This is a genomic window from Streptomyces sp. NPDC052036, assembly GCF_040680495.1.
Taxonomy (GTDB): Bacteria; Actinomycetota; Actinomycetes; order Streptomycetales; family Streptomycetaceae; genus Streptomyces.
The window spans coordinates 1-20,725 of sequence record NZ_JBFAWW010000051.1; the positions used below are offsets into that span (position 1 = coordinate 1).

Consider the following 20,725-nt stretch of genomic DNA (forward strand, 5'->3'; position numbering starts at 1 on the left):
GCCGGACAGAACAACTCAGAGGACAGTCCGGCAGAGCCTTGAGTCCGTGCCAGAGTCACCACCACCGAAACCCGCGTACCAATATCAATGTCAGTGCCTGGATCTATGGTCAGGGCATGACTTCGATAGGTGCTGCTGCACTGGATTGGACCAGGATGAGCAGCCGATGACCCGCCACGGCCAGGGCTTTGTCCGGCATGTCCAGCTCGATTCGTCCGTGGACACTGACCGCTATCCCTTCAGCCTGCCGGTGGTCGCCCACCTCGCCGGCCTGGACAGGCTCGATCTTGACCCCGCAGTGACGTTTCTGGTCGGCGACAACGGCTCGGGCAAGTCCACCTTGATCGAGGCGCTGGCCACGGCCGCCGGCTTCAACGCCGAGGGCGGTTCGTGGTCCTTCCGGTTCGCCAGCCGGGCTTCCGAGTCCGATCTGGGTGATCACCTGACTTTGTGCTGGAACCGCAGACCTCGCACGGGATTCTTCCTGCGCGCGGAGAGTTTCTACAACGTGGCCACCGAGATCGAGCGGCTTGACGAAGGCTCGGGGCAACTGCTGCGCGCTTACGGCGGCCGGTCCCTGCACGAACGCTCCCACGGCCAGTCGTTCCTGGACCTGGCGCACCACCGTTTCGGCCCGAACGGTCTCTACATGTTGGACGAACCGGAGGCAGCCCTGTCGCCGCAGGGATGCCTGGCGATGATGGTCCGGATCCGGGAACTTCTCCAACAAGGGTGCCAGTTCGTGGTGGCCACGCATTCGCCGATCCTGCTGGCCATGCCCGACGCACGGATCCTGCAGATCGAAACCGGCGGCTCCATCGAGCAGGTGGAATATGAACAGGCCGAGCCTGTCGCCTTGACCCGCGCGTTCGTCAACCACCCTGACCGCTTCCTGAACCGCATGTTCGCCGAGGATGCATAGGTCAGCCGGTTCGACGGCGCTCTGCCCGGAAATTCAGGACGAGGCAGGCACACGGACGCCATCCGTGTGCCCCGGCTCGGAACCGGGCGACCTCGCAGAACGAATGGCTGTGATCCAGCCTTCGTGTCGCAGTGCATGCCCTGCCGGCCGTCGGCGACCAGCCACCAGGCCTAGGGGATCCGCCGCACATCCTCGGCCCCGACTCGCCTCGCGTACTTCGCCAGCCCCTCCGTGGTCTCTCCCGCCCAGCCCACGTAACCGTCCGGACGGACCAGGAACACCCCCGCGCCGTATCCCTGTGGCGCGTCCGTGTTCGCCGTCAGCAGGGTCCAGTGCGGCCCCCGGAACGCGTCGAACAGCCGTACCCCCTCCACCGTCCCGTCCGGTGCGCGGTCACCCGCCCTCACCGAGCCCGGGGTCTCGCGGGTTTCCTCCGTGAGGGAGGAGGTCCGGTAGCCGAGGCCGAGTTGGCGGGTCGCCTCGCCGCGGCGGGTCTTGCCGCGGTGAACGCTCGTGGACAGGCCGAGCATGTCGGCGGCGATCGGGCGTCGTTCCTCCTCGTAGCTGTCGAGGAGGGAGGCGGGGGCACCGCCCCGCAGTACCGCGCCCAGCTTCCAGCCCAGGTTGTAGGCGTCCTGCACGCTGGTGTTGAGGCCCTGTCCGCCGGCCGGTGAGTGGACGTGCGCCGCGTCCCCCATCAGGAAGACCCGGTCCTCGCGGAACCGGTCCGCCAGGGCCGCCCGCGGGCGGAAGTCCGAGGCCCACCGCACCTCGGTCACGTCCTCGGGGGCGAGGTGCGATCGGGCGGCGACGACCTTGCGTACGCCGTCGGGGGACAGGTCCACCGCGGTGCCTTCGGGGAACTGCGCCGAGAGCTGGAAGTCCTCGGTGCCCGCGAGCGGGCAGAGCGCCATGAAGCCCCCACCTTCCCTGCTGCTCGGGAAAATGTGCCAGTTGTCGCGGTCCAGGCCCGTGATGCGGACGTCTGCCACCAGCATCGAGCTCGGATCGACCGTCTCGCCGGTCATGTCGATGCCGAGCGCCCGGCGCACCGTCGAGCGGCCCCCGTCGGCGGCGACCACGTACCCGGCCCTCACCTCGGTCCCGTCGGCGAAGCGCACGGTCACCCCGCCCCCGTCCTGCGCGAGGCCGGCAGCCTCGCGGCGGAAGGCGACCCGGCCGCCCAGCTCCTCCAGCCGCGCCAGCAGGATCTCCTGCGTGCGCCACTGCGGCACCATCCACGGTTTGGTGTACGGCGCGCCTTCGGTCGGCGCCGCCGGGTCGAACATCGTGCGCTCGCCCATGCGCCGTCCGTCCTTCCAGATCATCCCGACCGGGTAGGCGCCCCCAGCCGCGTGGATGGCGTCGAGGACGCCGAGGTCGTCGAAGACCTCCAGGGTGCGCGGCTGGATTCCCTTGCCACGCGAGCCGGGAATCAGCCCGTCGGCCTGCTCGACGACGAGTGCGTCCACCCCGCGCCGGGCGAGATCGATACCGAGGGCCAGCCCGCTGGCGCCCGCGCCCACCACCAGAACGTCCACCTGCGCGGCCATATGCACGATCTCCTTAACGCCGTTAAGTTCCGTCGTGCATCACGATGGACTTAACGCCGTTAAGCTGTCAAGCGTGACCACGAAACGACGTGTGCCTCTCGACCGCAAGCGGGTCGCGGACGCCGCCCTGAACCTCCTGAACGAAGTGGGCCTGGAGGGCCTCACGCTGAGTGCCATCGGCCGCGAGCTGGGCGTCAAGGCGCCTGCCCTGTACTGGCACTTCAAGGACAAGCAGGCGCTGCTCGACGAGATGGCCACGGAGATGTACCGCCGGATGGTTGCCGGGACGCCACTCGATCCCGCAGACACGTGGCAGAAGCGGCTGCGCAAGGCCAACCACGGCCTGCGCGAGACGTTGCGCGGCTACCGCGACGGCGCGAAGGTCTTCAGTGGCTCACGCTTCACGGGTATCGAACACGCCGAGCAGATGGAGGAGAATCTGAGCCTCTTCACGACCGCCGGGTTCACCCTCACCCAGGCGGTCCGGGCGACCGCGACGACCTACCTGTACACGATCGGCTTCGTCACCGAGGAGCAGGGCGTCGAGCCGCTGCCCGATGAGCGGCGCGAGGGTTTCGACATCGAGGAACGCGCCCGGATGCTGGCCGACTTCCCGCTGTCCGCCGCCGCGGGCGCCGAGATCTTCGCGGACTACGAGCGGCACTTCGACGAGGGGCTGGAACTCGTGATCGCCGGCATCGCGACGCGGTATGGGATCGACTGACCGTGTAGGGGCCGCCTCCGGTTCTCCGGAAGGTGGCCGCTGACTCACTCGTGCCCGGTCCGTGGGACCACAGCGTCGATGGCGGGGTGGTCCCACAGACCGGAGCCGTACACGCGGGTGGCGACGGCCTGATCGGTGGATCGGATCAGGGGCGAGTGCGGGGGCCGTCGTACTCGGCGTCGGTGACGTGCTCCAGCCAGTCGACGTCGTCGCCCTCCCACAGCGCGATGTGGGCCATGAACCGGTCCGGGGCGGCGCCGTGCCAGTGCTCCTCACCCGCGGGGGTCCAGACCACCTCGCCGGGCCGGCCCTCGATGATCCGTCCGCCGCGGGACTGGATCAGGGCGATGCCCTCGACGATGTAGAGGACCTGGCCCAGGCCGTGCGAGTGCCAGGCGGTACGGGCGCCGGGCGCGAACCGGACCATGTTGGCCCGGGCGCGCAAGGGGGCCGCGCCCCGGTGGATCACGTCCGCCCAGGCATCTCCGGTGAACCACTCCTCAGGCAGCTTCATGGTCGCGGGCTGCTTCACGATCTCCATCTGATGTCCTTCTGTGGTGCGCTGTCGGGCAGGTCACGGGCTGTGCCGGCCTGCGGGCAGAATGGTGGGAGCGCTGCTGTCAGGCGGCCGGATAGGCGGCCGGGCGCCCGAGGGCTGCGGGCTCGTCGTGTTCTGCGCCATCGTTCCTGCCTTTCCATGTGCCTGCTCCGGACCGCGGGGGAGGCGGCGGACCGCACGCACAACCCCGGCACCACCAGGAAACCGCTGACGAGGCCGGTCGGGGAGACCCTGCTGTTCCGTGTACCGGCAGAACACCCCACGGCGCCGAAGACCGGCCTAACCTCGGAAGACATGGACAACCGCAGCGAGGTCCGCGAGTTCCTGATCTCGCGGCGAGCCAAGATCACCCCCCAGCAGGCCGGGCTCCCCGCCTGGGGCGGCAACCGCCGCGTCGCCGGACTGCGCCGCGAAGAGGTCGCCATGCTGGCCGGGGTCAGCGCCGAGTACTACGCCCGCCTGGAACGCGGAAACCTCAGCGGAGTCTCCGAAAGCGTCCTGGAAGCCCTCGTCCGCGCCCTCCAACTCGACGAGGCGGAACGTGCCCATCTCTTCGACCTGGCCCGTGCCGCCAACGCCGGACCCCGCGGCCGCCGCCGCCCCACCCGGCAGCAGATCCGCCCCGGCATCCAGCATCTGCTGGACTCCATGAGCGACGCGGCGGCCTACGTACGCAACGGACGCCTGGACGTCCTCGCCTCCAACCGGCTCGCCCGAGCACTCTACGCACCTGCCTTCGAGGACCCGGTCCGGCCGGTCAACCTCGCCCGCTTCCGCTTCCTCACCCCCCGCGCCCACGACTTCTACCCCGACTGGCACGAATCCGCCCACACCACCGTGGCCCTCCTGCGAACCGAGGCGGGACGCGACCCCTACGACCGTGCGCTGACCGACCTCGTCGGCGAACTCGCCACCCAGAGCGAGGAGTTCCGCACCTTGTGGGCCGCACACAACGTCCGCCTGCACCACACCGGCACAAAGAACTTCCACCACCCCGTCATCGGCGACCTCAGCCTCCCCTTCGAGGCCATGCCCCTGCCCGCCGATCCCGGCCTGACCCTCACCGCCTTCAGCGCCGAACCCGGTACCGCGGCCCGCGACGGGCTCACCCTCCTCGCGAGCTGGGCAGCCACATCCGAGCAGGCCGAACCGGCCGAACAGCAGGACCGCGCCCGCACCGTCGACAACTGATCCACCGGACCAGGCTGACCGAAAGGGCGTACCGAGCGGCGGTTGCCGAGAACCCAGGATCCCCAAGCTGCGTACCAGTACACAGAGGAGGCGGATACTGGACCTCGGTGGCTCAGCGTATTTGGGGTGGAATGTGTCACGTTGGAAAGAATTACCGGATTCGCTGGACGACGCGGGGCGGCAACTGATCGTCCAGCTACGGCGACTGAAGGACCGCAGCGGGCTGAGCCTGGCGTCGCTCCAGTCCAAGACCGGCTACAGCCGCTCCTCCTGGGAGCGCTATCTCAACGGTAAGGCGCTGCCGCCGCGGCAGGCGGTGGAGGAACTGGCCCGTGTGGTCGGTGCTGAGCCGACACGGCTCCTGGTGCTCCACGAAGTTGCCGAGGAGACGTGGCAGAAGGACGCCGGAGTGACAGAGGCAGCGGAGGCACCGGCGCCGAAGGGCGTACGCCGGTGGGTCCTGATCGGCGTCCTCACCACTGCGGTGCTGGGCGCGCTGCTCGTCGGACTACTGCTCACGGCACCCTGGAAGGGGGGCGGGAAAAGTCCGGCCGGGGCGCGGCCCAGTGTGGCTGTGTCGCCCGACCCCGACGCAACCTTCGCCTACAAGCCCGGCAAGACCTATCCCTGCGCGGTCAAGCGAGAGCGCGGCCGCCTGTACGCGGGCTACAGCACCACCCGCACCGCTGTCCTCTCCCAGCCCGGATGGGACGTCGTGGAGGCCCAGTGTCTACTGCGCCACCGGGGCTTCGACCCCGGTGGCGCGGACGGCGTCTATGGAGAGAACACCACACGCGCCGTCAAGCGGCTGCAGGACAAAGCCGGTCTGCCCCCCGACGGCATCGTGGGCCCGCACACCTGGCAGGTGCTGCGGCGATGAAGGACACCGCACCGCAAGCCGCCGCACCCGCGTGCATGCGGCTGGCCAGGGAGCTGCGCGAGCTCAAGGCGCGTACGGGCCTGAGCCTGGCCGTGCTGGCCGAGCGCACCCCGTACAGCAAGTCGTCCTGGGAGCGCTATCTCAACGGCAAGCAACTCGCCCCGCGCCAGGCCGTCGAGGCGCTGTGCGCGATGGCGAGCGAGCCGCCCGGACGCTTGGTGGCGCTGTGGGATCTGGCCGACGTGGAATGGAGCGGCCGCGCCCGGAGCGCGGCACGCCCTGCAAGCGCGGAGGAAGCGACACAACCCGGCCAAGACGAGCCGGGCGACCGCGCCCCAGCCGCGGAACAGGCCGAACAGGGGCCGCGCAAAGGAAACACGGTACGCCACCGGTGGGCCGTTGCTGCTGCCGTCTGCGCGGTCGGCGTCGCGGCGGCGGTGTGGGCCGCAGCCCTGCCGGGCGCGGGCGCCGGAGATCCCGTGGGTCAGGCCGCGCACACCCCGCCGCCTGATCCCGGCTGCCGCGCGCAGGGATGCGCGGGCAAGGACCCCGGACTGATGGGCTGCGGCATGCCCGGACAGGTCCGGGCACTCGGCAAGCCGCACCGCACCTCCACCGGGGCGTGGATGGAGATCCGGTACAACCCGGGCTGCGAGGCCGCGTGGGCCCGGATCTGGCACTCGCATGTCGGGGACGCCCTCGACGTGTCGCTCCCGGGTGGCAAGCCGCAGCGGGTCGAGGTCGCCGACAAGTACGACGCCGACGACTATCTCTACACGCCCATGATCGACGGCAGCGACCTCACCGGACTGCAGGTGTGCTTCGAGCCGGCGAGCGGTGCGAGCCGGGAGTGCTTCCGGCGCTGACCGGTGGTCGGCATGCCGACCAGAACCGGAGCAGGCTCACGCCTGGCACGCGTCCTGTGGGACGCCTGTGTCAGCGTGCCTCCGCCGCCCGGCTTCCACTGGACCAGAGGGCGACGCACTTGCCGTCGGCCTTGTGGTCGTACACCTGACGCGTCGGCCACCGCCTCATCCTCGATGGGGCGGTGGCGGTCCCGGCGGAGTGGGCGCGTCCCGGAAATTAGCCGGGACACGGCGCGTCCCCGCAGGTCACAGGGGGGTGCGTCCCGCCACCGCCTCATCTTCGATGGGGCGGTGGCGGTCCTTGCGGGGCGGGCCGCAGAGTCGATGTCGCGAGCCGGAGCAAGGCCCCTGCGGCCGGTGCTTCCACGGCCCCGGAACTCCCCGGCTCGCGCCCACTCGGACACCTGAAGGGACACTTTTCCATGGGCATGCACAGGCTCATCACGCTCACCACCGCAGGCGCCGCTCTGGGCGCGGCGCTGTTCGCACTCCCGGCCACCAGCGCCTCTGCCTCGGCGCCGGAGGCTGCCAGGGTCACCATGAGCCAGAACTGCTGGAGCGGAGGGACCCACTCCACAGGCGGCGCCACCATGCAGTACTACGAGTGCCGCCGCACACACGGGGGCAAGGTGCAGACGAGCATCAGCATCCGCGTCAAGGACACCAAGAACGACGGCATGTGTGGCATGGCCCGGGGAGAGATCGGCAACGACGCCCACAGCGCCTATCCCCGCGTGCACGCCAAGAGCTGCAAGACGGGCGGCTGGTCGGCGTGGACGCGAAGCGGCTGGTGGAACGGTCACCAGGGATACGAGTACGTTTACGTCGTCTACCCCTGACCACACCTGAACTGCGGCCCGCGAAGTGGACGGCCGAGTACGCCGACGATGCTGACGTTCAGCCTTCCGTCGCCTTCCGTCGCACGAATCCCGGGCCGCAGCCATGGTGCCTGCTCAGCAGGTGATGGTGCCCTTGCGCAGCGCGTGACCGCTGTCGTTGCTGTCGTCGGCCCAGTACACGGGCTTGGAGCCGCTGACGCACTCGTCCGCTCCGGCCACGGAGAAGCCTTCGTTGTTGATGTCGGGCATGCCGCTCGGGCGGTTGTAGATCGCCGTGGTGGCGAAGGCGCCGGACGCGTTGACCTGCATGGTCCTGTGCTGGCCGTCGCAGGTGTCGTCGCAGACGACCCACAGGCGCGAAGCCTGAGGCTCCCACTGCAGTTCCATCACCCCGTCCATGCCGCTGGCGATGGACGCGACGCGCGTGTACGCGCCCGAGTCCTGCAGGACGTACCCGTAGACCATGCCGGTGCCCTCGACCCCGACGAAGATCACACCGCCCGTGTGGCTGCCGTACCGGTTCGGGTCGTAGGCCGAGCCGGTCGACTCGTCCTTGAAACCGGACGCGGTCAGGTAGCTGTCGGGGACCCAGGTGATGCCCTCGAACCCGAGGTTGGAGCCCACGGACGGCAGGTCGGAGGTCAGGTTCCACTCCTTGGTGGCCGTCAGTGCGGTGCCCGTCCCGCTGACGTCGTACTTGAGGACGGACAAGCGGCTGGTGCCGGACGCGTCGCCGTCGCGCTCACTCGCGACGAACGCGCCGCCCGCGGAACCGGCACCGGTGAGCGTGACGCCCTCGCTGTCCGGCGTGCCGGAACCACCGGGGAAGCGGAGCGTCTTGCCGGACGTCCATCCGTTGGCGGTGTCCGGCTTCCAGCCGCCGGAGCCGTCGCGGACCAGCCGCCAGAGCCTGCCGGAGTTCTGCGCGCCCCACATCGCGCTGCCCTCCTGGTAGAGCCCGCTGAGGTCCTGGCCGAAGACGTTGGAGGCGTCGGCTGTCGTGACGGAACCGCTGCCGGGCCATGCCTGCGGTGAGGTGCCCCCGCCGCAGCTGTTCGCGGCACCCAGGGTCACCGCAGCCGAGCCGAACGCGCCGGTACCGTCGGGGCAGCGCGACCAGGAGGGGTTGGAGTGGCTGCTCCAGCTGAAGCTGTCGACCATCGTGGAGCCGTCGGGGAGATACAGGCGCGCCTTGTCGCTGGAGCCCAGCCCGAACGCGTTGTGCACGTCGAAGGCGCGGAACGCGCCGGGGGCCAGCGTCGTACCGGAGGAGATCGCGTACTTCGAGCTGTTGTTGTCGTCCTTGAGGATCCAGCCCGAGATGTCGACGGCGGCCGTTCCCTGGTTGTACAGCTCGATCGAGTCGTTGACGCTGCCGGTGGTCACCACCTCATTGATACGGATGTCGTCCGCCGGGGCCGCGTGGGCGGGAGACGCCAGCAAGGTGCCGGCAGCGAGCGCTGGGCCGGCGACGGCAGCGCCAAGGAGAGCGAGGTGACGACGCCACCGGGGAGCGCGTACTTCGAGCACGATGTCCGTCCTCAAGAACGTGTGATGACAGGGCGTCAAGACACTCCCGGTTCATGTCGAACGGCTACCTGTCGGTGGGCGGTCGTCCTGTGAACGCCAGTCGAATTGCAGTATGCGCAGTCGAAGCCGGACGAGGCCCGGGAGGATGGCCCTGGGGGGCGAGGAGGTAGGCGGCGGCGCACCCTGCGCGGGCTGCCACTCAGCCTGCCTTCGGGCCGCCCTCGACCCGCGTCCTCAGCCCGAGGAGACGAAGCCGGACTCGTACGCCGCGATGACGGCCTGAGTGCGGTCCCGCGCGCCGAGTTTCGCCAGCACGGAACTCGCGGGGGACTTGACGGTCTCGGTCCCCACCACCAGGCACGCGGCGATCTCCGCGTTCGACAGGCCGCGCGCCATGAGACGCAGCACCTGCTCCTCCCGATCGGTCAGCGCGGCACGCTCCATGGCTGTCCGGGCCGCCGCGTTGCCGTGTTCCTGGCCGTACGAGGCGGCCAACTCCCGTACCGCCGCGGGGAACAGCAGGCAGTCGCCTTCGGCCACCAGCCTCACCGCGTGCACGATCTCCGCGGGACGGGCACGCTTGAGGAGGAAGCCGTCGGCGCCTGCGCGCAGCGCCCCGTACACGTACTCGTCGTTCTCGAAGGTCGTCACCACTACGATCTTCGGCGGGTCCGGCACGGTGCGCAGCACGGCCCGTATGGCCTCGATGCCGTCCATCAGCGGCATCCGTACGTCCATGGCGATGACGTCGGGGCGCAGTCGCCGTACCAGAGGGATGACGGCGGCCCTGTCGGCCGCCTCGCCCACCACTTCGATGTCCGGTTGAGCCTCCAACACGGCGCGCAGACCGGCCCGTACGAGTGGCTCGTCGTCGACCCGGAGAATCGTGAGCGACATCCGACGAGCCTAGATCATCGCAGGGCAGGTCGATGTGCAGCAGCCACTGGCTGCCGTCCGGTCCCGCTCGGGCCTCGCCGCCGAGCAGCGCGGCACGCTCACGGATCCCGCGCAGTCCGCTGCCGCCTCCCGTGCCGGTCGCCGATTCCGCCGCGGCCAGCGGATTGCGCACCTCAAGCCGCAGCTGCGCCTCCTCCACGGCGATGCGAACGCCGATCCCGGCCCTTGGACGGGTCTCGCGGTCACGGCACTGTGGGCAGCAGCCGCGCTGTTGGCCGGTTGGCGAGCAGTACACCGACGCGACGCCTGACACGCCGTCAACCGGTGACGGCCCCGGGCCCTCAGCCGTCGCTGTGCGACGTCAGTGCCCGGGGCGGTACACGTCGACGGTGTGCCGACCGCGGCCGCTGATGCTCCTCACCACGGCAATGGCTCGCCGAAGGCGGCGCAGAGACGTCTGTGGAGGCGCCCCCGCGCTGTTGCGGTTCCTACTGCGGCTTGAAGGAACGGATCTGGTAGTTGCCCTGCAGATTGCCGCCCGCACCGGCCTGGGTGGATCCGACGCGCGCGTGGTAGTTGGTCTGCGTGTAGTACTGCACGCGGTGCCCGGTTCCGTTCCAGACCGAACGGACGTTCTGTCCCCGCTGGATGAAGGAACAGTCGTCCGCGGTGTTCGCGGTGCGGGACTGCGACCACTGGCAGCGAGTTCCCCCGCCGTTCCAGTTGTTGTAGATGCAGAAGTACCCCGGCGTGCAGTTGTAGGCAGCCCGGCTGCTCGGCATTGTGGGGGTGGCGGTCGCGGCGGGCACCGCCCCGAAGATCGTGGCCAAGGCGGCTGTGACGACGGCGAGAGAGTGGACCCGACGCATGGTAGGTGCTCCTCTTCTTGTCGGCGGTGCGGAGCAGCCACACCGCCGTGACGGACTGAGCGACGTGAGCAGCGGCTGAGCCGCTGAATATGCCAACGAGCTGTGCCCGATCAAGAAACGGAGAAAGCCGGAAGCGCCTCCTTGGCTGCGACCGGCAAGGCTCAGTCCAGCATGTTCTCGATGAGGTCGGCGGCACGGTGGGTGCCGCCCTCGGCTCGTGTGCCGGCGCGCAAGAGTGCCGAGCGGCGCGCGACCTCCGCGTCGGCGACCAGGTCGTTCAGGGCCGCCCGTAGGGTCTCGGCGGTGGCGTTCGGGGTGTCGATGCGCCGGGCTACGCCCAGTTCCACGAGCCGGTCGGCGTTCATGAACTGGTCGGCGGCCTGCGGCACGGCGATCATCGGGACACCTGACAGGAGTCCTTCGCTGCAGCCGCCCATACCGGCGTGGGTGACGAAGGCGTCCGCCTGCTCCAGGATCGCCCGCTGCGGAACCCAGGAGTGCACCTCGACGTTGGGCGGGATGTCGCCGAGTTCCTCCGGGTCGGTGTACTTGCCGATCTGGAGCACCACGTGCCATCCGGGCAGGTGGCCGTAGGCAGCCAGGCACTGGCGGTAGAACTCCGGTTGACGCGTGAACGCCGAGCCCAGGGAGATCAGCAACACGTTCTCCGCTTCCGCCGGGCGTGTCCAGTCGGCCGCGCCCCCGGATGCGTCGAAGCAGGGCCCGACGAAGGTCACCGTGCGGGCGTCGACCTGGTCGGCGTGCGGCTGCATCGCGCGGGGGATGAGTGCCAGGGCCCGTGCGGGACGGCCGGAGAAGGCGTCCACGTCTGTGGTGGACGCCCCGGAGCCGGCGAGCCATTGTGCGAACTTCGCCCGGTACGCGTCGGCGCCCGGCAATTGCCACAGGTGTGCCGCGAAGTCCACGTCGGCGCCGTCCCAGGCCACGAACGTCGGGGACAGCTGCATGAGAGGCCGGTTCTGTGATTCGGCGAGGGCGCGTGCGGCGTAGGCGCCGATGTCGTACAGGTAGAGGTCCGCCGGATCGTGATCGTAGGCGGCGCGCAACTGGGGGAGTGCCTGGATGGCGTCGTCGAGGAAGACTTCCATCGCGGCGATGGGGTCGTCGGGCCAGTTGTTGTCGGCGACCGGCAGTTCGGACGTGCAGGGGACGAGTTCGGCACCGGTGGCCACGACCAGGTCGGCCACCGCCGGGTCGTTGGCGTAGGTCACGCGGTGGCCGCGGGACGCCAGCTCGCGGATGATCTCAAGGCTGGGCAGGACATGGCTGACGGCAGGGATGCCGACCATCGCGATGTGGGCACGGCGACGAGACATGGAAGCTCACTCATTTCAGATCTACGGCGGAAAGGACACAGCAAGCCGACGCGCCAACCACTCCGAGAGGCTCGGTCGTAGGGGCACGCGTGGACATGCGGGAGGGAAGTTGGGGCGCTGCCCCGACCGTGTCAGCCGTAGATCTGATGGAGGTGCATGCCGGTGACTCTAGCCGTCCTCAGGCTTCTGGTCACCGCGAATTACCGTCGACCCCATCCGGAGACGCCGCGAAGGCAGATGCGCCCGCACGGGAGTTCCCGTGCCCGCGTCACCCGTGCGGGGTGTCCGGGGCGGCGGCCTCCAGGTCGGCGATGCTGCCCGACATGATCGTCCGTACGTGCTCGGTGATGTGCTCCGCGGGCCAGTCCCACCAGGCCGCGGCCAGCAGCCTGGCGATGTCCTGGTCGTTGTGGCGGGTGCGGATGAGGCGGGCCGGGTTGCCGCCGACAATGCCGTAGTCGGGTACGTCGCTGGTGACCACGGCGCCGGAGCCGATGATCGCGCCGTGTCCGATCCGTACGCCGGGCATCACTGTCGTACCGTGGCCGAACCAGACGTCGTTGCCGACGATGGTGTCCCCTCGGTTCGGCAGCCCGGTGAGCAGGTCGAAGTGTTCGGACCACGAGCCGCCCATGGTGGGGAAGGGGAAGGTCGAGGGGCCGTCCATACGGTGGTTGGCGCCGTTCATGATGAACCGCACTCCCGTGCCCAGCGCACAGAACCTGCCGATGATCAGCTTCTCCGGCCCGTAGTGATAGAGCACGTTGCGTGTCTCGAACGCGGTCGGGTCGTCCGGGTCGTCGTAGTAGGAGTACTCCCCGACCTCGATCAGCGGGGATTTCACCAGCGGTTTGAGCAGCACCACCCGCGGCTGCTCAGGCATCGGATGCAGGATCGTCGGGTCGGCAGGCACAGGCATGGCGAGCGATTCCTCGGCGGTTGTGTGTCAGTGACCGATCCATGATCGCGGTACCGAGCCGTCCCGGACACCGATTTACCAAACCGTACAGTGGACGCAGCGTGCTCCCGCACCCATGCGCTTGAACGGTGAAGTGGGTCAGGCGGCCGCTTCCTGCCGGGCTCCGGCGGTGAAGTGCTGTTCCAGGGTGCCGATGCCCTCGATGCGGGAGATGAGGACGTCGCCGTGGGCGAGATAGCGCGGCGGGGTCTGCCCCATGCCGACGCCGGCGGGGGTGCCGGTGAGGATGACGTCGCCCGGGTGGAGGGTGATGACCTGGGTGAGGCGGGCGATCAAGGTGGGGACGGGGAAGATCAGTTCGTGGGTGTTGCCGTCCTGGACCACCTCGCCGTTGACCTGTGTCGTCAGGCGCAGGTGGGCGGGGTCGGGGAGTTCGTCGAGGGTGACGAGCCAGGGACCGAGCGGGGTGAAGCCGGCGTGTGACTTGCCGAGGCTGAACTGCGGGGCGGGGCCGGACATTTGGAGTACGCGCTCGGAGAGGTCCTGGGCGACGGTGTAGCCGGCGATGTGCTCCCATGCCGCCGCCTCGGTGACGTGGGAGGCGGTGGTGCCGATGACGACGGCGAGTTCGACCTCCCAGTCCACATTGCCCTCGGGGAGACGGACCGTGGTGTACGGGCCGGTGAGGGAGGAGGCGAACTTGGTGAACACCGGGGGCAGTCCCTCGGGAACGGCGAGACCGGTCTCGGCGGCGTGGTCCCGGTAGTTGAGGCCGAAGGCGACCAGCTGGGAAGGAGCCGGGACAGGCGAGCCCAGTTCCGTACGGTCGTAGGGGCGGCCCTCCGGCAGCGACGCCCCGTCGGCCCAGGCGCGGAAGTCGGCCCACTGGGCGTAGACCTTCTGCGGGTCGGGGTCGAAGCGGCCGCCGCTTGCGTCGGCGACATCGACGGCTCCGGTGTCGGTGATCAGGTGCAGCCGTCCGGTCAGGTTGGCGAGGCGCATCGGATTTCCTTCGCGTGTTCGGGATGGGTGCTGCCGGTCAGTCCGGCGGCGGTCAGGGTGAGGTGCTGGGCGAGTACCTCGGCGGCGGCGTCGGGATCACGGGCCAGGGCCGCCTCCTCCAGGCGGCGGTGCTCGCCGACGAAGTCCCGGTCGGGGGTGCGGTGCGCCGACCAGCGGCGGGCCAGTTCGCTCGCGGTCCACATCCGGTCGAAGGTCTCCAGCAGTACCGGGTTGGCGCACCCCTCCAGCAGCGTGCGATGGAAGATCCGGTGGGCCTCGGACCAGGCGCGGCTGTAGTACTCGCCTTCCTGCGGGACGTACACCGAGGTGCGGGCCAGGCGGTGGTGCGCGGCGCGGACCCGGGCCTCCCACTCGACGTCGCCGCGCTCGACGGACATGCGCAGCACGGCCGGTTCGATGGTGCGACGGGCCTCGGCGATCTCCTGCCAGCGCCGGTCGGAGAAGGCCGGGACGGCGAAGCCGCGGTTGTGCAGCCGGTCGGCCAGGCCGTCGCCGACCACCCGCACCAGCGCCTCACGTACGACAGCCAGGCTCACGCCTTGTTCCTCGGCCAGGTTCTGGGGTTTGAGGGCATCGCCGGGGGCGTAGTCGCCCCGCAGGATCGCGTCCCGCAGACGGACGTAGACCTGCTCGGAGAGCATCTGCTTCCCCGGTTTCCGTGCCGAGGCCGGAACGTCAGCCGCTGTGGTCATACTGGCATCGTAGATGATCCGTCTAATAATCGATTATCTGTGCCTGGCGGCAGTCCTCCCGGATCGAGCCGCACCGGCCTGCTCCGACCCGGTCCGGCCTCATCCGAACCCGTTCTCGGTGACCCATGTGGGTCGCGTACCTCACTCTCCGGCCGCCAGGGGCCCGTCCGCCCGGCAAACGAGTACGATATGTATCGGATACAGGGTGTATTCGTTCAGGGGAGGCCACCTCAAGGTGCCGACGACTTCCCGAATCACTCCGCCGCGAAGGCCGCGACGGAGCCCTGTCGAAGGAGTGAGTGCTGTGAGCTTCGCCGTGCCTGCCGACTACGCATCCCGCCCGGTGGCCGTGATCGGCGCCGGGACGCTCGGCCGCCGTATGGCGCTGATGTTCGCGACCCGCGGTGGCGTCGTGCGGATCTACGATCCGTCCGAGTCGCAGCGTGAAGCTGGGGTGGCCTACGTCGAACAGAACCTCGCCGAGGTCGCCGGCCGTCTTGAGGGCGGTGTGCCGGGAACCGTTGTCGCCAGTGGTGTTCTCGCCGAGGCGGTCCAGGACGCGTGGCTGGTCATCGAAGCGGTCCCGGAGCGGCTCGAAATGAAGAAGCGGATCTTCGGTGACCTGGACGCGATCGTCGCGGACGATGCGATCCTCGCGAGCAACTCCTCGTCCTACGCCAGCAGCAACTTCCTCGATCACGTCCGGCATCCCGAGCGCGTGCTCAACATCCACTTCTACATGCCGCCCGCGCAGAACGCGGTCGATGTGATGTCCTGCGGCAAGACCGACCGCGACGTGCTGGACTTCGTGCTGGCCGCACTCCCCGAGTTCGGGGTGTACCCCTTCGAAGCCCGCAAGGAGAGCACCGGGTTCATCTTCAACCGAGTGTGGGCCGCGGTGAAGCGCGAGTGCCTCGAACTGGTCGCGGAAGGCGTGGCCACCCCGCAGGACGTCGACGGGATGTTCCGCGTCAACACCGGGCTGAAGGGGGGACCGTTCCGGCTGATGGACCAGGTCGGTCTGGACGTCGTGCTCGACATCGAGGAGCACTACGCGGCCGAACACCCCGAGTACCCGGAGGCCCCCCGTGTGCTGCTGCGTGATTACATCAGTAGTGGCCGTCTCGGCGTGAAGAGCGGCGCAGGTTTCTACGACGACTACACGAAGGTCTGAACAGGTTCACGATGCCCAAGTCGCCGACCAAGACCCGGCCACGGACGGTAGCCGCCCTGATGAGCAGCGCCCGCGCGCTGTTCATCGAGCGCGGCTACCACGCGACCTCGATCAGCGACATCTGTGGGCACGCCGGGCTCACCCGCGGCGCCTTCTATTCCAATTACCGGAGCAAAGAGGACTTGTTCCTCGCGCTCTACGACACCGAGACCGACCGTGTCCTCGCCAACCTCGAACGGGTCGCACACAACGACACCGACGGCAGGCATCCGGCCGCGCGGGTTCTGGAGCTGCTCGCCGAGCGCCGCAGGGACGACGAGCAATGGTTCCTCGCCTCCATGGAGTTCACGCTCCATGCCGGCCGCAACCCGGACATCGCCGTCCAGCTGGCGCCCCGTGAGGACCGCCTCAACGCCGGTCTCGCCCAGATCCTCGCCGACCTCCTCCACGACGCCACACCGGACGACTGCCGCGACATCGCGATGCTGATCACCGCGCTGCACGAGGGCATCACGGCACAGGAAATCATTCACGGCACCCCGGCCGCCGCCTTCCGCGAACGCATCATCCCTCGGGTACTCGGCGCCATCACCACGGCCTGATCAGTGCCATCACCGCGCCCATGGCCCCGGACGATCACCGATCACGCCTGCCCGCCCTGATGTGCGACAGGGGAGCAGCCGGCGGTTCTGACGCCCGGGCTGGGTTCAACGGCCTTCTCAGTGCGGCGGGGCGGCCCGGCGCGCCGGGTTCGCCACAGGGGGCCCCAGGGCTGATGGACGGCGGGCTGGGGTCGCGGCTCTCGTGGCGGGCGAGAGCGATCAGCCGGCGTGGTCGACGAGGGTCTTGAGGTCGGTCACGGTGTAGGCGAGGTCGAAGTGGAATCCCCTGCCGACACGCTGGATGGCCAGGTCGGCGAGTTCCTCGCCGCGGGCGGGGAGGAAGGCGAGGTCGGCGGTGCCGACCCAGGCGTCGCTGAGGGCGGTGTTGTCCAGGACGGACATCACCAGTTCGTGGACGGCGGGCTTGTCGTGTTGCCCGGCGGCCAGGCGGGGGAAGTGGCGCAGGTTGACGATGGGGCGATTCAACAGGGCGGTGGGGTCGGGAACCGCCTGCTCAAGGGTGATCGTGGCTTCGGCGATGCGCTGTCCGGCGGAGGAGGCGGTGGCGCCGAACTGGCCGCCCGGGCCGAGGACGGGGGTGCCGGGTCCGCCGACGGAATAGGCGCGCGTCTGGTGGACGGTGCCGAGCTTCTTGGGGAAACCCTGGACCCAGCCGCGGGCCATGGCGGAGTCGTTGTCGACATAGATGTAGGGGCACCAGGCCACCGGCGTGCCGTTGTGGCGGGCGTCCAGGGTGACGAGGAGCTCGCGGTATTGCGAGCGTGCGGGGTCCAGATACTCCAGGTCCGTGGAGGAGTACTGCCAGTCGATGAACATCGCGACGCCGCGGCCGGCGGAGTCCGGGTCGGGGATCAGGCCCTCGGGCAGGGTCGCGGCAGCGGCGTCCGGGTCGGCGAAGAACTCCACAGCCACCACGGTGCCGGCGTAGTGCCACGGCGGGGCGGGAGCCAGGTTGGCTATGCCACGGGGGGACAGGGGGACGGTGTAACCCTTCATGTCACGTCCTTGAGAAGAGGCAGAGAGAAACGATACGTATCGTTTCATCGATGCCCCGACGGTAACACGCCTTGACCCTTGAACGAAACGATACGTATCGTTCATGCCATGGCATCCGTCTTTTCCTCAGCCCAGGTGGCCGGTGGGCCGCGCTCTCATTCGAAGATCCTCGACGCGGCACGGTGCGTCCTCTCGGAACAGGGGTACCCGGCGCTGACCATCGAGGCCGTGGCGGCGGCCGCGGGCGTCGGAAAGTCGACCATCTACCGCTGGTGGCCCCGCAAGGAGGCGCTCGTGGCCGACGCGCTCGCCGAGGTCTTCCGCGTCGATGAGATCCCCGACCTGGGCGACACCCACGCCGAGCTGCGCTACGCCGTCGACATGACCATCGACAACTACGCCAACGAGGACATGGCCGCCTCGCTGCCCGCGCTGGCCGCGGGCCTGCTACCCCACCCCGAACTCATGAGCCAGTTCCGGGAGGCCTTCCTGTTCCGCAAGCGTGAGAACATCGCCGTCGCGCTGCGTCGCGCCATCCAGCGCGGCGATCTGCCCGATGACCTCGACACCGACCTCGTCCAGGACGTCTGGGCCGGCACCATTCTCTACCGGCGGCTCATGACCGGCTCCCCCCTCGACGCCGACCTCGCCGAACACCTTGTCCACCTCGTCACCAACACGCCGACGCGACGAACCGACGAGTGTGCCTGAAAGATCGCGGCGGCTGACGGAACGTGCCGGCGCCTCGGAAGCCGCTCTGGTGATCGAGGGCGGGGGTGGCCGCGTCCCCTTTGGGCGTCGTGCGCGTTGTTTCAGGGCGTATCGGCCGACGGTCGGCCGCGCTGGGTCCGACCAACGCGCCTACATCCTCCACGGCACCGTCATCGTCGCCTCGATCCGATTCTGGCTCCGCTCGTGATCCGCGACGGGCTAGTCGCCCGAGCCGGCAGCCGACGGCGGTACCTCGACGACGAAGAACAGGAAGGTGGTTTTGGTCGAAAGGTCCTGGAAGCCGTCGGGGAACAGTTCACGGGCGGCCGGGTCGGGCTGCGGCTCGCTGATGCCGGCAAGGCGGAAGCCGGCGGTGGTGAAGGCATCGGTCATCGCGTGCAACGGCTTGCGCCAGAACCTCATCGGGTAGGGCCGCCCGTTGAACTTCCAGTCGAAGGTATAGCTGGTGGTCGCAAAATAGTCGGGCCGAGGATCCTGGATCGTGTAGGCCACGAAAGGGTGGTCCACCGACGCAATCAGCCGGCCGCCGGGCCTGAGCACTCGCCGCAACTCGGCCAGCGTCGGCCCCCAGTCCTGCAGGTAGTGCAGGACCAGCGACGCGACCACGTCGTCGAACGCACCGTCGGCGAACGGCAGGGGGTCGCTCAAGTCGACCACGTGCAGGGCTACGTCGTCACCGAGCCGCCGCCTTGCCAACGCCAGCATCCCGGCGCTGGCGTCGATGCCGGTGACGACGGCACCGCGGTCGCGCAGTGCAGCGGACAGGGGGCCCGAGCCGCAGCCGGCGTCCAGGATCCGACGGCCGGCCACGTCTCCGGCGAGGGCCAACATCGCGGGCCGCTCGTAGTACGCGTTCACGAGGTTGTTCTCGTTCTCCGCCGAGTACGCCTCGGCGAAGCTGTCGTAGTCATTCGCCTGGGCCGGATCTGCAGGCTGGTCGAAGCTCTCGGGCACGTCGGCTACGCGTTCCATCGTCGCAGCCTAGTAGTCACATGATCCGACGGACAGGCACCTAGGGTGCGCGCACGTTCGTTTGTGCAGGTCGACGTGTTCTCCACGAGCCCGAATCGCGGCTACGCGGTTGAGATCGTGCTTGATGGGACGGATCTGACCGGCGAGGAGATGCAGCGTCTGGCACGCCGGATGGATCTGTCCGGGGCCACGCGGACTACCGGCTGCGCGTCTTCAGCCCCCAGGGCGAACTGCCGTTCGCCGGACAGCGTGTGCGGGTGCGTCAGACGGGCAGCACGGCGAGCCAGTCGGTCAGGAGTCGGTTGACCTCGGCGGGGCGTTCTTGCTGGATCCAGTGGCCACAGCCGTCAAGGAGGTGGGAGGCGACCAGGCCCGGCAGCGTGACCGGGTACGCCTTGATCGCGTCGGCCAGCCAGGTCGTGGAGGCGTCCAGGCTGCCGCCGATGAACAGGGACGGCTGGGTGATGGGGGCGCCGTCGAGGGCGGCGAGGTCCTCCCAGTCGCGGTCGATGTTCCGGTAGCGGTTGAGCGCGCCGGTCACACCAGTGCGCTCGAACTCCCCGGCGTAGACGTCGAGGTCGCTCTCGCTGAGCCAGGCGGGGAGCCGGCCGAGGGGGAACCGGTCCCGCAGCGTCCCGGCGCTACTGACGAAGTGCGGAGCGGGGGCGCCGGGTGCGGGCATGGTGTCGGCGGACAGGGCCGCGTAGAAGCCCGCGAGCCAGCCGCGTACATCGGGTTCGATCTCGGCCTCGGCGCGGCCGGGCTCCTGGAAGTACGAGATGTAGAACTCCTCGTCGCCGCTCATCCGGGCGAAGACGTCGCTGGGGCGGGGTCCGCCGCGCGGGGCGTAGGGAACGCTCAGCAGTCCCACCGCGCGGAAGACCTCCGGCCTCAGCAGGGCGGAGTTCGCGGCGATGGCGGCGCCCCAGTCGTGGCCGATGACCACCGCCGACTCCTCGCCCAAGGCGTGCACCACCGAGACGTTGTCCTCCACGAGGTCGAGCATCCGGTACGCGTCTGTCGCGGCAGGCTTGGAGGAGCGGCCGTAGCCGCGGACATCGATGGCGACCGCGCGGTATCCCGCCGCCGCGAGTACCGGCAGTTGGTGGCGCCACGAGTACCAGGACTCCGGGAAGCCGTGGACGAGCAGCACCAGCGGCCCGGTTCCCTGCTCCACGAGGTGAATCCGGCCTCCGGGTGAGGACACCAGCCGGTGTGTGATCTCTGCGATGTGCTGCGACATCTGTCCCTCCTCCAGGGCCGTTGGCCTGCTGTGTGCCAAGACGCCCTTTTCCGCAGTTCCGTTGATCCAACGCCGATCATGCGGATAGTCCTGCCGAGAAGACGAGTTTGTTTGCCGATGCAGCAAGTCCGGCTCTCGGCGCTGGCACGCCTCGGTCGGGTGGAGGCTGGAGCCGGAATAGGAC

22 protein-coding genes and 1 pseudogene are annotated in these 20,725 nt (G+C 69.2%); 10 read left to right on the forward strand and 13 right to left on the reverse strand.

The features are described 5' to 3' along the window. The first annotated feature begins 166 nt into the window (after window positions 1-166). Window positions 167-922 (forward strand): AAA family ATPase, encoded by a 756-nt coding sequence (locus AB0L95_RS37965; protein ID WP_365170555.1) that lies wholly within the window; start codon window positions 167-169, stop codon window positions 920-922. A 170-nt stretch (window positions 923-1,092) separates the two neighbouring features. On the opposite strand, the gene AB0L95_RS37970 is transcribed toward AB0L95_RS37965, so the two are convergent. Continuing rightward, window positions 1,093-2,475, reverse strand: a complete 1,383-nt coding sequence (locus tag AB0L95_RS37970; protein ID WP_365170558.1) for an FAD-dependent oxidoreductase — start codon at window positions 2,473-2,475, stop codon at window positions 1,093-1,095. A gap of 73 nt (window positions 2,476-2,548) precedes the next feature. Here AB0L95_RS37970 and AB0L95_RS37975 point away from each other — a divergent pair, with 73 nt between their 5' ends. Further along, on the forward strand, window positions 2,549-3,199 hold the full coding sequence (locus AB0L95_RS37975; RefSeq protein WP_365170560.1) for a TetR/AcrR family transcriptional regulator C-terminal domain-containing protein: 651 nt from the start codon (window positions 2,549-2,551) through the stop codon (window positions 3,197-3,199). Window positions 3,200-3,344: 145 nt separating this feature from the next. Here the strand turns inward: AB0L95_RS37975 and AB0L95_RS37980 are convergent, their stop codons facing one another. Further along, a complete protein-coding gene (locus AB0L95_RS37980; protein WP_365170563.1) occupies window positions 3,345-3,740 on the reverse strand; it encodes a cupin domain-containing protein in 396 nt (131 codons plus the stop codon). 312 nt (window positions 3,741-4,052) lie between these two features. Here AB0L95_RS37980 and AB0L95_RS37985 point away from each other — a divergent pair, with 312 nt between their 5' ends. The 4 genes from AB0L95_RS37985 (at window position 4,053) to AB0L95_RS38000 (ending at window position 7,534) form a co-directional block, all read left to right on the forward strand. Further along, window positions 4,053-4,949: a helix-turn-helix transcriptional regulator gene (locus AB0L95_RS37985; RefSeq protein ID WP_365170566.1), complete on the forward strand. Its 897-nt coding sequence runs from the start codon at window positions 4,053-4,055 to the stop codon at window positions 4,947-4,949. Window positions 4,950-5,082: 133 nt separating this feature from the next. Beyond that, entirely contained in the window at window positions 5,083-5,829 is a 747-nt protein-coding gene (locus AB0L95_RS37990; RefSeq protein ID WP_365170569.1) for a peptidoglycan-binding protein, read from the forward strand. Beyond that, the gene (locus AB0L95_RS37995) at window positions 5,826-6,695 is read left to right on the forward strand and encodes a DUF2690 domain-containing protein (protein ID WP_365170572.1); all 870 of its coding nucleotides are present in this window, start codon (window positions 5,826-5,828) and stop codon (window positions 6,693-6,695) included. The genes AB0L95_RS37990 and AB0L95_RS37995 overlap by 4 nt, the downstream gene beginning before the upstream one ends. A 422-nt stretch (window positions 6,696-7,117) precedes the next feature. Beyond that, a complete protein-coding gene (locus AB0L95_RS38000) occupies window positions 7,118-7,534 on the forward strand; it encodes a hypothetical protein (RefSeq protein ID WP_365170575.1) in 417 nt (138 codons plus the stop codon). 114 nt (window positions 7,535-7,648) lie between these two features. Here AB0L95_RS38000 and AB0L95_RS38005 read toward each other — a convergent pair whose 3' ends face one another. From AB0L95_RS38005 to AB0L95_RS38040, 8 genes and pseudogenes are all read right to left on the reverse strand, one after another. Next, a complete protein-coding gene (locus AB0L95_RS38005; protein ID WP_365170578.1) occupies window positions 7,649-9,064 on the reverse strand; it encodes a lamin tail domain-containing protein in 1,416 nt (471 codons plus the stop codon). 234 nt (window positions 9,065-9,298) lie between these two features. Beyond that, on the reverse strand, window positions 9,299-9,961 hold the full coding sequence (locus AB0L95_RS38010; RefSeq protein ID WP_365170581.1) for a response regulator transcription factor: 663 nt from the start codon (window positions 9,959-9,961) through the stop codon (window positions 9,299-9,301). Window positions 9,962-9,983: 22 nt separating this feature from the next. Then, window positions 9,984-10,178 (reverse strand): annotated as a pseudogene (locus tag AB0L95_RS38015) (two-component sensor histidine kinase); the annotation flags it as partial. A 271-nt stretch (window positions 10,179-10,449) separates the two neighbouring features. Further along, a complete protein-coding gene (locus tag AB0L95_RS38020; protein WP_365170584.1) occupies window positions 10,450-10,830 on the reverse strand; it encodes a peptidase inhibitor family I36 protein in 381 nt (126 codons plus the stop codon). A gap of 161 nt (window positions 10,831-10,991) precedes the next feature. Further along, entirely contained in the window at window positions 10,992-12,167 is a 1,176-nt protein-coding gene (locus AB0L95_RS38025) for a macrolide family glycosyltransferase (RefSeq protein WP_365170587.1), read from the reverse strand. Window positions 12,168-12,435: 268 nt separating this feature from the next. Further along, complete coding sequence (locus AB0L95_RS38030) at window positions 12,436-13,086, reverse strand: CatB-related O-acetyltransferase (RefSeq protein ID WP_365170590.1); 651 nt, start codon at window positions 13,084-13,086, stop codon at window positions 12,436-12,438. Window positions 13,087-13,224: 138 nt separating this feature from the next. Then, entirely contained in the window at window positions 13,225-14,088 is an 864-nt protein-coding gene (locus AB0L95_RS38035) for a fumarylacetoacetate hydrolase family protein (RefSeq protein WP_365170593.1), read from the reverse strand. Beyond that, window positions 14,070-14,801 (reverse strand): GntR family transcriptional regulator, encoded by a 732-nt coding sequence (locus AB0L95_RS38040; RefSeq protein WP_365170596.1) that lies wholly within the window; start codon window positions 14,799-14,801, stop codon window positions 14,070-14,072. The genes AB0L95_RS38035 and AB0L95_RS38040 overlap by 19 nt, the downstream gene beginning before the upstream one ends. Window positions 14,802-15,105: 304 nt before the next feature. Between AB0L95_RS38040 and AB0L95_RS38045 the strand changes: the two genes are divergently transcribed. Then, complete coding sequence (locus AB0L95_RS38045) at window positions 15,106-15,975, forward strand: 3-hydroxyacyl-CoA dehydrogenase family protein (protein ID WP_365170599.1); 870 nt, start codon at window positions 15,106-15,108, stop codon at window positions 15,973-15,975. 59 nt (window positions 15,976-16,034) lie between these two features. After that, on the forward strand, window positions 16,035-16,577 hold the full coding sequence (locus AB0L95_RS38050; RefSeq protein WP_365170602.1) for a TetR/AcrR family transcriptional regulator: 543 nt from the start codon (window positions 16,035-16,037) through the stop codon (window positions 16,575-16,577). Between the two features lie 219 nt (window positions 16,578-16,796). Here the strand turns inward: AB0L95_RS38050 and AB0L95_RS38055 are convergent, their stop codons facing one another. Next, window positions 16,797-17,594 (reverse strand): acetoacetate decarboxylase family protein, encoded by a 798-nt coding sequence (locus AB0L95_RS38055; protein WP_365170605.1) that lies wholly within the window; start codon window positions 17,592-17,594, stop codon window positions 16,797-16,799. 108 nt (window positions 17,595-17,702) lie between these two features. On the opposite strand from AB0L95_RS38055, the gene AB0L95_RS38060 reads away from it, so the two are divergent. Continuing rightward, window positions 17,703-18,305: a TetR/AcrR family transcriptional regulator gene (locus tag AB0L95_RS38060; protein WP_365170607.1), complete on the forward strand. Its 603-nt coding sequence runs from the start codon at window positions 17,703-17,705 to the stop codon at window positions 18,303-18,305. A 219-nt stretch (window positions 18,306-18,524) separates the two neighbouring features. On the opposite strand, the gene AB0L95_RS38065 is transcribed toward AB0L95_RS38060, so the two are convergent. After that, window positions 18,525-19,298 carry a class I SAM-dependent methyltransferase gene (locus AB0L95_RS38065; RefSeq protein ID WP_365170609.1) on the reverse strand — a complete coding sequence of 258 codons (774 nt, stop codon included), beginning with the start codon at window positions 19,296-19,298 and terminating at the stop codon, window positions 18,525-18,527. Window positions 19,299-19,415: 117 nt separating this feature from the next. On the opposite strand from AB0L95_RS38065, the gene AB0L95_RS38070 reads away from it, so the two are divergent. Beyond that, window positions 19,416-19,604, forward strand: a complete 189-nt coding sequence (locus AB0L95_RS38070; protein WP_365170666.1) for a hypothetical protein — start codon at window positions 19,416-19,418, stop codon at window positions 19,602-19,604. Here AB0L95_RS38070 and AB0L95_RS38075 read toward each other — a convergent pair. Continuing rightward, window positions 19,561-20,541 (reverse strand): alpha/beta hydrolase, encoded by a 981-nt coding sequence (locus AB0L95_RS38075; RefSeq protein ID WP_365170611.1) that lies wholly within the window; start codon window positions 20,539-20,541, stop codon window positions 19,561-19,563. The genes AB0L95_RS38070 and AB0L95_RS38075 overlap by 44 nt on opposite strands. Window positions 20,542-20,725: the final 184 nt, after the last annotated feature.